Origin of the sequence: Pseudomonas sp. Q1, assembly GCF_009935975.1 — a bacterium.
In the GTDB taxonomy this organism is placed as follows: Bacteria; Pseudomonadota; Gammaproteobacteria; order Pseudomonadales; family Pseudomonadaceae; genus Aquipseudomonas; species Aquipseudomonas palleroniana.
Genome location: NZ_QODI01000008.1, coordinates 232647 through 247854, shown reverse-complemented (window position 1 = coordinate 247854; position 15208 = coordinate 232647). Strand labels below are relative to the sequence as shown.

The 15208-nt window shown below is 58.6% G+C and carries 7 protein-coding genes and 2 pseudogenes; 5 read left to right on the top strand and 4 right to left on the bottom strand.

Features of this window, described 5'->3' with window-relative positions; translation table 11 throughout:
* Window positions 1-160: 160 nt before the first annotated feature.
* A pseudogene (locus DK870_RS14985) lies at window positions 161-997 on the bottom strand (DNA polymerase V subunit UmuC); the annotation flags it as partial.
* 31 nt (window positions 998-1028) lie between these two features.
* On the opposite strand from DK870_RS14985, the gene DK870_RS14980 reads away from it, so the two are divergent.
* The gene (locus tag DK870_RS14980; protein WP_256679860.1) at window positions 1029-1565 is read left to right on the top strand and encodes a DUF892 family protein; all 537 of its coding nucleotides are present in this window, start codon (window positions 1029-1031) and stop codon (window positions 1563-1565) included.
* 86 nt (window positions 1566-1651) lie between these two features.
* Here the strand turns inward: DK870_RS14980 and DK870_RS14975 are convergent, their stop codons facing one another.
* The 3 genes from DK870_RS14975 to DK870_RS14965 all read right to left on the bottom strand — a co-directional run bounded on the left by DK870_RS14975 (window position 1652) and on the right by DK870_RS14965 (window position 3508).
* A complete protein-coding gene (locus DK870_RS14975; protein WP_161548984.1) occupies window positions 1652-2152 on the bottom strand; it encodes a hypothetical protein in 501 nt (166 codons plus the stop codon).
* Between the two features lie 74 nt (window positions 2153-2226).
* Window positions 2227-2934 (bottom strand): RES family NAD+ phosphorylase, encoded by a 708-nt coding sequence (locus tag DK870_RS14970; RefSeq protein WP_161548983.1) that lies wholly within the window; start codon window positions 2932-2934, stop codon window positions 2227-2229.
* The gene (locus DK870_RS14965) at window positions 2927-3508 is read right to left on the bottom strand and encodes a hypothetical protein (protein WP_372241676.1); all 582 of its coding nucleotides are present in this window, start codon (window positions 3506-3508) and stop codon (window positions 2927-2929) included. The genes DK870_RS14970 and DK870_RS14965 overlap by 8 nt, the downstream gene beginning before the upstream one ends.
* A gap of 440 nt (window positions 3509-3948) precedes the next feature.
* Here DK870_RS14965 and DK870_RS14960 point away from each other — a divergent pair, with 440 nt between their 5' ends.
* From DK870_RS14960 to DK870_RS14945, 4 genes and pseudogenes are all read left to right on the top strand, one after another.
* Window positions 3949-5781 carry an AAA family ATPase gene (locus tag DK870_RS14960; protein WP_161548981.1) on the top strand — a complete coding sequence of 611 codons (1833 nt, stop codon included), beginning with the start codon at window positions 3949-3951 and terminating at the stop codon, window positions 5779-5781.
* A 2-nt stretch (window positions 5782-5783) separates the two neighbouring features.
* Window positions 5784-6428 (top strand): 4Fe-4S single cluster domain-containing protein, encoded by a 645-nt coding sequence (locus tag DK870_RS14955; RefSeq protein ID WP_161548980.1) that lies wholly within the window; start codon window positions 5784-5786, stop codon window positions 6426-6428.
* Window positions 6429-6442: 14 nt separating this feature from the next.
* A pseudogene (locus tag DK870_RS14950) lies at window positions 6443-12750 on the top strand (AAA domain-containing protein).
* On the top strand, window positions 12747-14105 hold the full coding sequence (locus DK870_RS14945; RefSeq protein WP_218580520.1) for a hypothetical protein: 1359 nt from the start codon (window positions 12747-12749) through the stop codon (window positions 14103-14105). The pseudogene DK870_RS14950 and the gene DK870_RS14945 overlap by 4 nt, the downstream one beginning before the upstream one ends.
* Window positions 14106-15208 lie beyond the last annotated feature (1103 nt).

Sequence of the window (15208 nt, the reverse complement as noted above, 5' to 3'; positions counted from 1 at the left end):
TCCTTAATCGGAGTACCGTTAGAACGTATCGGTACCATTAGTGACATCTCATCATGGTGCAGGCGCAACGGAAAAATAGTTTGCGGCAATTGAACAGGCTCTTTGCAAATTTGAGGCGTACCTCCTTACGCCGGCAAAGAGCATTTTATTGCCTGACTTCCTAGATCCGGCCTATCGTCCACAGTTGATACTGGCGCGTCGAATAATTCTGGTTAATCATCTCAATCCATATCGCCCAATCAGGATTGCTTGCCACGCTTGCCGCACGCAGCATTCCACTTACCCACCTCTCATTAATCTTCTCCAACAAGCCATCGCCTTGGTTGCCTCTGAGGTCTATGAAGCCGCAAACAAATCATCCGTGTACTCGCCTGGCTGTCAAAGTTGAGAAGTATGACCTCGGCCTTGCTGTACTTAAAACCTGACCGGTACAAACGTTCAAGCGCATCCACCGCTGCCTTGATCAGCAACCTAACATTGTCTGTGGGGTAAGGCCGGTCCACCCCTACCCCATTGGCGAATTTGGTTTCCTCAGGATTGAACATACCCGTACGGAAGCTGACGCGGATTTTCTTGCACACTGAGCCCTGGGCACGAAGCTTCTCCGACGCGCGCATCATGTAGATCGCCGCCGCCTCCTTGATCGGCGCCAACTCGGTGAGGCGCTTCCCGAACATTCGGCTACAGCAGATTTCCTGCTTCGGTGGATCAGGCTCATCCAATTCAAGGCAAGGCGTTCCAGCCAACTCCTGGCCGTCTTCTCGATGACAACACTGAATTTCGTGCGCAGCATCCGCGGATCAGCCTTGGCCAGGTCCATGGCGGTTTTAACGCACAGTGCGTCCAAGTGCATTTTCATGTGGCGACCGACACCCCACACCTCAGATACATCCGTGTTGCGCAACACCCAATCGCCCATAAAGGGATCACAGATATCGACCACACCACCCGTTTCAGCTTGAAGGCGTTTTGCCGTGTGGTTAGCGAGCTTGGCCAGCCTCATCAAGCATACGCAGTAGATTGTGGGTATGACTTTTGACCTCGGGGAGCATCGGGTCGGTGGCCCGGTTGAACAACTGAATAGGTGTGATATGAGGCTGGAAATACCTGTGATTGATAAATCGTTGGAAGGCTTCTTCATCGCTCATCAGCGCCTGCGGCGTGCGCTGATCGAAATTTCCATAAAGGTGACGAACGCAGTAGCTGCAATCGAGTGGACAGCCAGTGATGTGATTCAAACTAAGCCCGCTTTTGCGGTAGAGCCCCAGTTTACCTACGCTGCCAGTATCCTTAGCAGCTTTTCACAATCATCAAAACTGAATGATGAATGTCTTTCCCGCCTTGGTGGCAGGTCTTCGAACCTCAAGGATGTGACCGGAAAGCTAATGGCGTTGGGACAAGCCATAGGCGGTTCGAGCATGAGTGATGAAATAATCAAAGGTGAGATGGCTGGCTACGTTTTTGAGAACGTGGAAACCGCTACTTGTGCGGTGCTGATTTCAGCAGCAGATGCCCCTTGCGATGCAAGCCAGAGCAGCCTGCGAGCAAATTCAGTTTGGCCTTAATGTGCAGCGAACGATGAATGCCGCTCAGTGACTGTACTAGCCCCCATAGATGTTTGCCCTCGGCAGAGTGCCCCCACTTTCCTGAGCTATTTACTGGCTGCTGCTTGCTTTGGATCTTTCAAAGTCTCTTCGCCTAACGCCAGCATCACGCTAAGTAAAGTGAGACTGAATACCATGAAAAGCGTACGAATTACATGCTCAGCGCTCAATGAGTCCGGTTCGACCCAGTGCCACACCATTAAAAATCCCAGTATCGCCCCTAGACCCGTTCTGCCTGCTGTCAAAAAACTTCCACCAATGTCACCTAAAAAAAGATGCACAGCGTCGAGCCAACGCTGATACCGAGCGGACATGAACCTCCACTTGTATTTAACAATTGCAGCCACCGCGAATGCTAAACATAGCCACGCGTAGTAGCCCATCAAAAAAGGTGCGGCGAGTAAAAGGTCCAGCATTGCCTTGAACTGTGCTGACGACTCTGAATTTAACAGAACTGGCACTCCTCCCAATGCGAAGGCGAGTGCCAGCTCCCGGGATGCCCTCGCAACAACGGGCAATTTTGGACGTGTTTTTTTAACCTTGAACATGTCAATCCTCATCGTGCGTACTCGTTGGATCTGCGCTGGCTTTGCTCGGAGCAACAACGATTAATGAAGACAACTCAGCTTTTTCCCGCGACGATGACGACCCCAATCCGGTCTGCTAGATCTAGCACCGAGTCAAACACAGTCGAGTCTTCGATCAAGCTGCGCGACGCCCCTTGCGAATGGAGCGCACCGCCTGGAATCCGGTCACCGAAGAGCACCACCGCGCGTGCCGAATCATCCTGTCGCGACACCCAAGACAGCCCTTGTACATCCGGGTATTGACGGTGAATCGCCTCAGCCCATTTGCGCGTTGCGGGGTATTGATCTTTCTCAGTGTCGATCAATTGCTTGCGAGTGACGCCCAATTTACGCAGGGGGACACTGGACAGATCAACCAGGTGCAGCGGCTGGGTAACCTGGACAGCTGAATGCACCTGCCCAACCAGCTTGCCTTTGTCGAAACTCTTGAAGCCAGCGGTGTGGGGTACGTCGTGAAAGACGGTCTCCATCAAGGCGCACTCAACTGTCGTGCCACCATACAAGGTAGGAATCGCCCGCCCCTGATCATCCTGAATGGGGCTGAAGCGTGCATTGCCATGCACGCCGGGATTGAATTGATCCGGCTGATATTTTTCCTGATGCACACGATGGAGAACGTCGCCCTTGGCAAGCACCGTGAGAGTCACGTGCAGCATAGCCGCAGGCACCGGGGTGACGGACTCCGCCAAATCCGTGGCAGGTGTCGCCACACCCTCGCTGGACTCGGTACGCTGTTTAGCCATGGACAATGCCCTGGATCTCATCCAGTGCGGCAGCAATCACCCGATCAGGCGCCGATGCCAGCAGGTCCTGGGGCCTTTTACCACCCAGAAAACTGTTATCTGACCGGAACCAGTAAGCCAGACCCCAGCCGTCCTTGTGGACACCGAAAGCCTCAATGACTTTGGCTAGTGCCTTGAACGGCCGATAGCCCGCGTCCGGATCCAAGCCGTAACCAGGGAAATAGTCGACCCCTCCGTGATTGATGGCAAAGATCTGCCCCTGCTTTTTCCATTTGTTGGGCTGGGCACTCGGGTTACGGGTACTCAACTGGGCCACCTGCGCAATATCTGCTGCGGTCAACCAATCACCGCTCTCCAACACTGCTTTGCGGGCTTGTACCAGCATCGCCGCTTCCTTGAGCAGGCGAGGTGAAGGCGGCTTGCGCGTCACAAACACCTCGGCCAGACGCTCCAGCGCCTTCGGGTCCTGGCGCTCCTGCAGCACCTCATACATCGAGGAGGCCACATGGGCAAAGTTTTCCGCCAACGCTTCAAATACGCCGAGCTTGATACGATCGAAAGACACGACCAGCACTCGATCCGCATGCGAGCGGCTCAAGCTAGCCCGAGCCTCCTTAGGTGTACCTACCAAGGTTGAGACGCCCGATTGCTCTGTAACGCTCATGGAAAATTTCCTCACCGGTTATCTACATTATCCAATCTTAGCATATCCTTGATAACTCTAGCGCTGACCTAACCCCCATTCATCATGGATGCATAGATAGGTTTGAGCAGAGCACGCCGTGCCGTTGATTAGTTCGATGACTCGGGAGCAAGAAGCTTCGCGAGGATCGATACCCTTCGCGTCCAGCTCGTACGCCGACGGATCCTCGATCAAGTTGCATAACGCCTCCCTATGAAACGAGCGCCCCCTTAGAAGCGTTCTCTCAACACAACTTTTCGTAGCAGCGCACTGGCAAATGGGCGCATTGAGCAATACCCTGCCCGTACCGACCCAACGTTACGAGCTGAAACATGTCAGGGATTGCCATATTTGAAAGCCCACGTTGGCTACGAGATCTTCTCCGCTTCTTGCCGCTGAAGAGCCAATTCGTCCTATCAGGCAACATTCGCGACCTGCAGGCTAGTGAAGTGGCGCCCGGCACAGTGACTGCGCAGAGCTTCAACCAAACCCTCTGTAATGCCCTGCTCGATGCCGGCTACACCCAGGTCATCGCCTGGGATCCCGTGTCCGGTTTCCGGGCAATCGATAAACCCGGCTCCGCCCCTGAAGCTGGCCAGACGTTGCTTCAGGAACTTGGCCTGACTCCGGTAAATGGCGCAGCCCCCGCAGGTATCGATCTGCTGGGCGCCACCTTGCCACGGCTGGTGGGTCGTGCTGGCGAACCTATCGCGCTGATCATCGATTTCGCCTCACGCCTGGTGGTTCGCAACGACTCCCTCAGCGCGGCTGAACATCAGCTCTTCACCCAGGCCCTGGTGCAATCCCATCAGGCTCGCAGCCGTCCGGCCACACAGCTGCGTAAACCGTTCTTCAATACCCTGCTATGGCTGGTGGAAAAAGAAGGTGATTTGCCCGACTGGTTGCTGGTCGACAACCCGCGCCTGCGCCACATTCCCGTGTCCAAACCCGATCAATTGTCCCGCCGTGCATTGGCACCGGCCTTGCTCAAAGGGCTCAGTGGCAGCCAGGGCACAAGCGAAGTGGTCATGCGTCAGGCTGTGGAAGCCTTAGTTCAGAACACCGAGGGATTGCTACTGCTCGATCTCAGTGCCATTGCGCAACTGGCGCGGGTCGAGGGTGTAGCCATGGAGCAGATTGCCGATGCGGTGCGCCGCTATAAGATCGGTGTCACCGAGGACCCGTGGCTGAAGATCGACCGTCAGCGTATCCGGCATGCGGATGCGCTCGTCCACCAGCGAGTCAAAGGCCAGGAGCATGCGGTGACGCACATGCTCGACATCGTCAAGCGTGCGATGACAGGCGTTGGCGCCAGTCGCAAGGGCAACCGTCCACGGGGCGTAGCCTTTCTCGCGGGGCCGACCGGCGTGGGCAAGACCGAACTCGCCAAAACGATTACCAGCCTGCTGTTCGGCGACGAAAGTGCATATATCCGCTTCGACATGTCGGAATTCAGCGCCGAACATGCCGATCAACGCCTTATCGGCGCACCGCCCGGCTACGTTGGCTATGACGTCGGCGGTGAACTGACCAATGCTATTCGCGAGAAGCCGTTCAGCGTGGTGTTATTCGATGAAATCGAAAAAGCTCACCCAAGGATTCTCGACAAGTTCCTGCAGATCCTCGACGACGGAGTGCTGACTTCAGGCCGCGGTGATCGGGTGTACTTTTCGGAGGCCCTGATCGTGTTCACTTCCAACCTGGGGATCTATCGCCAGGGTGACAATGGCGAACGCGTTGCCAACGTCCTGCCGGGCGAAGCCTTCGAGCAAGTCCAGGACAAGGTGCACAGCGAAATCGACCGATATTTCAAGCTGGTGCTCAACCGGCCGGAAATCCTCAATCGAATCGGCGAGAACATCATCGTCTTCGACTTCATTCGCGAAGGCGTTGCAGTGCAGATCTTCGAACAGATGGTCAACGCCACCTTCGACGACCTGCAGGGACAGAACCTGTTTATCGAATTGGCCCCCCAGGCACGCCAGACACTGCACAACCTCTGTCTGCAGGACCTGTCCAACGGTGGCCGGGGCATCCGCAACCAGTTAGAGGCACGCCTGCTCAATCCCCTGTCGCGGGCACTGTTCGATCAGGACGCGCAATCGGGCGAGCACTTCACGATCACCGAGTTGGACATTACCGGACTGAAGATGGAACGTCGCTGAACATGGACCTTAGTCTATCGCGCATGCATTTTCCGGTCACTACCCTCGGCCCGGGGCGGCGTATCGGTATCTGGTTCCAGGGCTGTAGCATCCGCTGTCCAGGCTGCATCTCTGCTGATACATGGGGCCCCGGGCACCGACGCTTGTCGCTGGAACAACTGCTTGAACAGATAACCCCCTGGCTGCACGAGGCCGAAGGAATCACCATTTCCGGAGGGGAACCGTTCGACCAGTTCGACGCCCTGCGATCACTGCTCGAAGGCCTGCGTCGGCTCAGCAAGCTCGACATCCTGGTCTACAGTGGCTACTCCCTAGAGCAACTCGATGAGTCGTTGCTCCAGACCAAGGGCTTGATAGATGCCTTGATCAGCGACCCCTATATCGAAGCACTCAGTCAGACCATGGCTTTGCGCGGCAGTGACAATCAACGCCTGAGCCTGCTCACACCACTGGGCCGGGCACGCCTGGGTCATTACGAACGCCTGCTCGAACCCACCGACAAGGCGCTCGACCTGATGTTTGACGAAAGTGGCAGCGTCTGGATGGCCGGCATACCACGACGTGACGACCTATTGCGCTTACGCGATCTGCTGCATGAACAAGGCCATCATTTACAGATCAGCGCACACGCGTCGCGACGCCGCTGAGTGGAGTACACCCCATGATACGTTTCTGCCCCAACTGCAAAACCGAACGCGCCCTCGAGGAAATGTTCTGCGAAGGGCTCATTCAGGAACGCCCCTGCGGCTGGGACCTCGCTGGCGAACCCATTCATTCCGCCGGCTGGCGGCCGCAAGCAGTCGTCACTGAGGAAACCCTCCCGCCGGTCAGTACGACTCAAGGGAATGCTCCTGACCTGCTCTGCGAAAATGGGCACCCGATGGTCGATGGCGACCTGATGTGCCTTGAATGTGGCAGCTCACCTGCGCAAGCAACGTCCTACGACGCCCGGCCAGGCGGCAGCGAACCAGAGGGTATCCCCCAAACCTTGATCGATGGTTGGCGCCTGATCCGCCAGATCAGCAGCACCGACGGTGTGCGAGAACGATACCTCGCCGAGCACGAGGAAGCCGCGCAACAGGCGGTCCTGACCCTGTATCGACCCGGCGCCGAACCGGACCCAGCGATCTATGATGTGATCCGCCGACTGCCACGCGAGCACGTACCCGAAATCATTGCCACCGGCCGCTGGGATAACCGTGCCTACGAGGTCATTGAAGAACTCACCGGCGGGACCCTGGCAGACCTTGGCAGCGTGATCCGCGACAGCGACAGCGTGCACCATGTGGTCACCGAACTGGGCCTGGCGCTGCATGCTTTCAACGAGGCTGGCCTGCGCCATCGTGACCTGCGCCCAGCCAGCCTGCTGGTACGTTCCCGCGAACCGCTGGACCTGGTCATCAGCGGCTTCGGCTCGGCACGCCTATCCGAGTTCGACCTGGACATCGTGTCGCCACTGGAAACCAGCCGCTACATGGCACCCGAAGCCATCGCAGGCGGCGTTGCGGCTGCCTCGGACTGGTGGAGCCTGGGCATGATCCTGCTCGAGCAATTGACTCAAGGCGCCTGCTTCGACGGCATCAATGCCAATGCATTTCTTATTCACGTGCTGGCCAACGGAGTACCGATCCCCGACGACCTCGAGCCGCGTCTGAACCTTCTGCTGCGAGGTCTGCTGGCACGCGACCGTCATCAGCGCTGGCAATGGCCGCAGGTCGAAGCCTGGCTCAACGGTATTACGGTCGAGGCTCCGGCATCTTCCATCCAGCAAACGGACGAAGGTGAAGGCGCCACCCTAATGCTGGGCGAGCGCCGCTTCCACAAGCCCGGCGTATTCGCCCTGGCGGCGGCCCAGGCGGATAACTGGCAACAGGCCCTGGACCATTTGCTGCGCGGTGTGATCGTGACGTGGGCCGAGCAGGTCGGGCTCGCCCCTTCCCTGGTCGGCGGCTTGCGTCAGGTCGTTCAGCACGAAGGGATTGAGGACGACTTCCGTCTAATGCTGGCACTGAGAATCCTCAATCCGGAAATCCCGTTGATTTATCGTGGCGACATCGTCACACCAGGATGGCTACTGGAGCACCCACTGGAAGGCTATCGCCTGATCAGCGGGTCGGTCCCGGACCTGCTTGAACAATTGCAGACCGACAACTGGCTGTCGCGTCTCAAGTCCCGCGCCGAAAACGTACGCCAGCGTGCCCTGCACCAACACATCGAGTTGGTCGAAGAGCAACTGCGGATATTCTTGCTATCGACCTCACGAGCCAAGCTGTCCACGCAATGGCAAGAGCGCCAACGCCTGCTTCCAGACACCGACCATCCGGGACTGACCTCACTGTCGGAGCGCCGGGTGATCGCCGAAGAAGATCTGATCGTGCTGCTTAGCGCAGCGATCAGTCAGTTCCGTTCGGCGGCCTCGATTGTAGAGGCTGCCGCCGAGCTGGCCAGGGCTGCCGATGTCGGTTGGTTCGACTGCGAAGCGGCGACCCAACTGCTGTTGCATTCGCGACTTGAGCTGTACCGCAGTGTCGATGAGCGCATCCAAGGCTTTGCCCGTTGTGGCGTGTCGGTAGTGGACGAGTGGGCCGAGCAGTTCCGTTTGGAGCGACGTATGCCGTTGGCCCAGGCGGTGGTGTTGCTGGCCATTCCGTCCAGTCATTGGCTGGAACCACAGAAACAGCAGTACGTCTCACAGATTCTCGACTTCTTCGAGAAGAAGGTGGTGACCGCAGTGATGCGCGGGCCACTGGTACGTATGAGCATCGGCAAAACCACCGCACGGATCGACATCAATGAACTGAACAGCGAGCGCAGTCCGGCCGCGGCGTTGCTCGATCACCTGCTGCAACGTAATGCTCGGGCAGTGAACCTCGACCCAGAGAGTTTTCAGCTCAACGGCCAACTGGAATCGCGCCTGCATGCCCTGTACCGGCAAAGCGCGCTGTACAAACGCGACACCGGCATCGACGGCCTGTACCTGGGCTTCCCCTTCCTGCTCAATCGCGACCCTCGCGGCACCACGCGTACGCGGATCATCCCGCTCCTGCTGTGGCCAGTGAAACTACTGCTGGAGCTGGGCTCCCGTGGTCACGCCGCCTTGGCGTTCGACAGTGAGCGCGAGGAAGTTCGGCTCAACCCCGCGCTGGATAGCGTGCTCGGCGCGGAAACCTGCAAACGCTGGCGCAAGACCGCCGATGAACTGCTGGGACGTTCGTCAATTCGCGCGACGGATGTGATGGACGCCTTCGGCATGCTCGCCTCCATTCGCTCACGCGCCCTTGACAACCTACCCGCCAGTACCGTGGAAATCGCGCCCTACCAGGACGAGCTGGATTGCGCGGCAGTGTTGTTTCACGTGACCTTCATGGGGCAAGCCATTGGTGAAGACCTACGCCAACTGAAAACCCTGTCGTCCGCCGGTACCGGCCTTGAAACGGCGTTGCGCCTCAAGACCGCCGACGAAACCGCGCATGAAGCACCGCCAGGCGAGCTGCAACGTTACTTCACCGTGGCCAGCGACCCCTCCCAGGAAGCGGCCGTGATCCAGGCCCGACAAAGCCCGGGGCTGCTGGTCGAGGGGCCACCCGGAACCGGCAAGAGCCAGACCATCGTCAACATGGTCGCCGACGCCATCGGCCGCCAGCGCAGCTTGCTCATCGTCTGTCAGAAGCATGCGGCGCTGGAGGTAGTGTACAAACGCCTGGTTGCAGAAGGCCTCGGCCAACGCATCGTCATGGTCAATGACGTGAACCGAGACCGCGAGCCCGTCATACGCGGTATCCGCGAACAACTGGAAAGCCTGTTCACGAACGGCAGTCAGGCGCAGGGCTGGCAGCGCCAGCGTGAACAGGTCGCGGCCCGCATCGAGGCCCTGGAGGGTGAGCTCGACCGCTTCCACCAGAGCCTGCATCGACTGGATGAAAATACCGGCCTCAGTTATCGCAGGCTGCTCGGCGAGTTGATTGAATTGGAATCCGGCCCAGCCCCGCTCGAGTTTCCAGCCCTGCGCCAACGCCTGGCCTCCCTGGACCTCGCTAGCCTGACCCACTTGGAGGAAAGCTGCGCCCCTCTGATTCGCCTATGGTTGCCCGCACGCTACGAAGGCAGTCCATTGGCCCAGTTGCAGTCGTTCGCCGCCGACCGCGCGACTTTGCAGGCTTTCACCGAGAATCTGCACAGTTTCACCCAAGCCGAACACAGCCGTCAGGCCACGCTGCAAGCACACCCTGCCAGCTTTGAAATCGACGACCCGGCGCCATACCGTAACTGGATAGCGGCCCATGTCGCAGCTCTGCTCGACCTGAAGCAAGAGCAACGTCTGCGCCTTGCCCGATGGCTCCCGCTGTTCCGCAGCCGTGAAGCGGGCCAACCCCCACGGGGCGAGTCGATTCTCGGCGAACTGCAGCAACTGGATCAGCAACTTGGCCAACTGGATCAGGAACACTACGCCCCCGCCTTATCACAGGCCCTCTGCCTGCTCGAAAACAAGGCCCTCAGGCATCTGGACCAAGACTGCACCAACATCATGGCAGCCCGGTCCTGGTTGGCGAACATCAACCCGCTGCATCTGCTGCGGCGGAAGCGGCTGCGCAACTTCCTTCAGGGCCGGGGGGAAAGCCGTGTTATTGAAGCACTACCAACCCTACAGCTAGCCATCCGCCTTGAAAGCCAGTGGCGACCATTGCGCAGCGAGCTGAGTACCCTGCACCAGGCGTTGGAACTGGAAGCTGTGAGTCAGCAAGCCTGCCTGGAATTGATCAGCTTTGTGAAGAGCGATATCCGCCACCTGCTGGAAATCCAGGCACTTGCCATGGCGTTGGCGCAATCGCCTCGCGCCCGGCAGGCCGACGAGGCCGCCCTCGCTGGCGACAAACAACATCTCGAGGCGCTGCTCAGCGATCTAGATGCTTCGCTGATGCGTCATGGCGTTCGCCAATCCAGCCTCGAACAACTCAAGGTATTCGGCGACTGGCTGGGCGACGAACTGGCGCAACAACTGCAGCACGCCATTGTACACAATCTGAGCAATCAACTGTCTCTTGATCGGCTGCATGAAGCTCTGCCTTTCCTGGCCGCCTACCAGACCTTCCGCGGGCGCGCCGCTCAGTTGACAGCAGCCGACCTCCAACTGCTCGCATTGCTGCGCCAACGCCAGGGCGAGTTGGACAACATTGCGCCCGAGCAGCTTGAAGCCGCGGTGCGGCGCCTGCTTAACCGCGAAGCTCGACTGGGTTGGAAACACCGCGTCGAGCAAGCCAATCCCGAACTGCTGTTCAGCCAGGACGAAGCCCGCGCCAAAGTCGCCAGCCTCGCGCAAGCCGATGCGCAGATGCGGTTGCTCAATCGCGAGCTGCTGGCCAAAGCCATCAACCTTGATCACCTGGGTAATCGCAAACAATGGGAGGATGTTACTCGCCTGACTGGCAAACGCTCACGGCGCCTGCGCGAATTCATCGAGCTGGGCAGTCACTTAGGCCTGATGAGCCTACGCCCTGTGTGGTTGATGAACCCGGACGTCGCCAGCCGTGTGCTGCCGCTCAAGGCAGGCCTGTTCGATACTGTCATCTACGACGAAGCCTCACAGATGCCGGTTGAGTTCGCCCTGCCGACCCTGTTCCGCGGCCAGGTCACCGTTGTAAGCGGCGATGAGAAGCAAATGCCGCCGACGGCATTCTTTTCCAGTCGCATCGAAAGCGACGAAGCCGAAGTGTTCGACGGCGACGAACCTGATGAAGACGCCGATGAGGAGCAGCGCGAAGCGTTCGAAGACACTTGGAACCGTCGTGAGATCAAGGACTGCCCCGATCTGCTGCAACTGGCGCGCAACGTCCTGCCCAGCACCACATTGCAGATCCACTACCGTTCGGCTTACCGTGAACTGATCGGCTTTTCCAACGCCTCGTTCTATGGCAATCGCCTGAACGTTCCGGTCCGTCACCCGCAGGCGAGCATCCAGCGCATCAAGCCGTTGGAGCTGATCCAGGTTGGCGGGCTGTATCAGAACCAGAGTAATACCCAGAAGCCGAACGGGTCGTCGAGTACTTGAGCCAATTGTGGCAGAACCCCTATGACCAGCGCCCCTCGGTGGGTGTCGTCACCTTCAACCGCAAACAGGCCGACCTCATCGAGGAGCACTTGGAGCAGCGTGCAGAGCAGGATGAACTGTTCCGCGCCGCCTACGCCCAGGAGCGCGAGCGCAGCGAAGACGGCGAGGACATGTCGGTGTTCGTCAAGAACGTGGAGAACGTGCAGGGGGATGAACGCGACATCATCGTCTTCTCCTCCACCTTCGGTCGAAACAGCCAGGGCACATTCCGCCGTAGCTTCGGCGTACTGGGGCAGACGGGGGGCGAACGACGCCTGAACGTGGCGGTGACCCGCGCCCGGCGCAAGGTGGTGATGATCACGTCGATGCCGATCGCCGATATCTCCGACATGCTCAACACACACCGCGCGCCCAACAGCCCGCGGGACTATCTGCAGGGCTATCTGGAATATGCTCGCGCGCTCTCCTCGGGCGAGTTCAGCAACAGCACCAAGTTGCTGGAGCGCCTGCAGACCGACCGCAGCTGTCAGCAACGTGACCAAGGTCAGCAACGTGATGGCTTTGTCAGGCTGGTCGGTGAATTCATTCATTCCCTGGGATGGCAGGCCGCTCCCGCGAGTGAAGGCGACGCTTTCGGTCTCGACTTCGCCATCGAGAATCCAGGCACGGGCCTGTACGCAATCGGCATCGAGTGCGATGCGCCTTGCCACAATCTGCTGGAACGTGCCCGCGCCCGGGAAATTTGGCGCCCGTCCGTGCTGCACCGCGCCATCCCGCATATCCATCGTGTGTCATCGCAAGCCTGGTATCACAGCGGCGACAGCGAACGCTTACGGCTGCGTGAAGCAATCGAACACGCCATGCAAGTCGAGCAGCCGCTGCAACCCAGCCCTACGTCAGTTGATACGGAAATCTGCCAATGAGTGGTCCCAAGGTCGTTCGCATTGTCACCCGCGAAGAAATCATCGCCATTTGTGAAGGCCACCTGCAACGCCTGGAGCGCGCCGTGGGTCGCTGGGAAACACCGGCCACAAGGCTTGGTGAGCTCAGTGAACAGGAGCGCTCCGCCTCCCTGGAGCGACACGCTCGCCTTCGCGCTCTGCTGGCAGAAGACCGATTGGCGGAACTGCAGAAGGCCGTACCAGTAGAGATCGAGCACCTGCGCCGTGACTTGGAGGACCGCGAAGAACGGGCGATCATTCGTGCCGCCGAGCGACGCCAACGCGACCGACGCGTTCAGGAAAACGCAGAAACCCTGCTTAGCGCTTTGCAAGCCAACCCCGAAAGCGCCGATCAGGCCTTGCTGGAGTCTCTCTCACAAATGGCCAGCGGTGCCAGTCGGGAAGATGCCGAACGTCTGCTGGCCGAGGGTTTCGCCCACTTGAGCGACGCAAGCGAGGAGCCAACCCTGAGCGATGCCCAACGCGCCCTGGCGCAGCAACTCAAGGTCGACGAACCCGAGGTTTCCCTGCGCGAATGGATTGCGGCCCGGGAACCGGATGCAACGCGCGACGTACGGCTGCTACGCATTGACCGGCACATCATGGAGCTGCAACTGTTGCAAGACGCTGAACGTGCCGCGCCGTTCCTCCTGGTACTGGAAAGAGCTGAAACGGAAACCGATGCCAAGCGGCGCAACTTGCTGCTCGACAGCCTAGTACTCGACCTCGCCGCGTCCACCCGAAACTTCCGACGCCAACGCGAATGTCTCGAACAACTGCAGGATCTGGCCAGCGAAGCCAAAACCTACACAGGCATCGAACACGCGACCTTGCTCGATCAAGTTAGCGCTTGTACAACCGACACCGACCTCTCGGTAACCACCGGACTGATCGAGCAGTGTAAAACGCTTATCGCTTCCCACTTACAGGACCAGGCCGCCCTCTCCCGCCGCGAAGCCGTGCTCGGCGGCTTGGCCAGCCTCGGCTACGAAGTGCGCGAAGGCATGGCGACTGCCTGGGCAGAAACCGGCAAGGTCGTGCTGCGCAAGGCCGCTACCCCCGGCTACGGAGTGGAAGTGGGTGGCAAAGCCGATAATGGCCGTCTGCAGGTCCGCGCCATAGCCCTCAGCAGTGATCGCGACAAGGCGCGAGATCGCGACATTGAAACTATCTGGTGCGGCGAATTCCAACGGCTGCAAGTCTTATTGAAAGACAAGGGCAGCGAGTTACTCATCGAGCGTGCGCTTTCGGTAGGTGAGGTTCCACTCAAAGAAACGAACGTCTCCGAGCCGGGCGTAGAAACAATCGCTGGTCAGCAAAAGACACTTCATAAATGAACCGCTAACTCCATCCCACCGAAAGCTATTGCTAACATGTTCTGCCGCCTGGAACTCAGAGCCGCGACGAGCTTGCATCGGGTCTTGTAGCCACTACCTTAAGGCCCAATCCAGCGTCAGGTGTAGAAGACAAGCTGGTCTAGCGTCAGGATCACCCGGAGCGCCTTGACCATCGTGTAGCTCGAGCTGCCAGCATCTCCGTGCCCTACGAGATGCCTGGAAACAGCCCCTTCTTACCTGCAATCGTCCCGGGCAACGGATGGGGACTTCCGGCCCCGTCGTCTTGCACGTCTGACGTCATCGCAGGCTCTCGCTCATTTGATTCATCGTTCAAATGCACCTTGGTCACCATGTCCCCCAGAGAAATTATTAATGATCCCTAATTCCGAATAATTCGTGACTCGCGACCCCAGGCCCGACATTCACGCCCGCTCCTCTTCGATCGACGAACCAGTGAATTGCCACTGGTTTCGTAGAAACCTCCAAGCCCAGCAAACCAACTACGCGGATCAAATGTTTGGTCGACCACAGCCGATCGGAGTCACTGCTCTCGAGCGAGAGCGGATTAGATTGTCCTTGATGAGCCCTGCACCCTCCCTCCAGATACAATGAGGAGTTACACCGAAAGCCAGCCACTGCCATACTGGAGTCCGTGAGAAATCGCCGCTCGCGAGCGCTCTCGCACCCTGTGTAACTGGGGGCAAAACTGGGGGCATCATTAGTTTTTTATGACCTGAAACTACCGTCCTAGAGCCAAGTAAAAATGTTTTTTGGCGACCCTGAGAGTCTCTAGGGGCCGGATGGCGGGCTGTTTATCCGATCACTTCTGCCTTTTCAAGGACCATGGAGATCCATCCACCTCCAGTGCATTGCTACATTGGGGGCATATCTGAGGGCATGCTTTGGATGGTTCGAAAAGGATGCCCCCAGTCTAATGTCTAGCAGCCCAAATCTCGAAAAATCACACGCTGATGGCGGGATTGGCAGGGGCAAACTCGGCGTAGGACTACAGGAAGTTGGCGATGGAAAACATCCCATTGAGCGCGATCCAGTCCCACGAGTTGAGAATCAAATAAGCCAGAAAATTCAGCTAAAGAACCCAA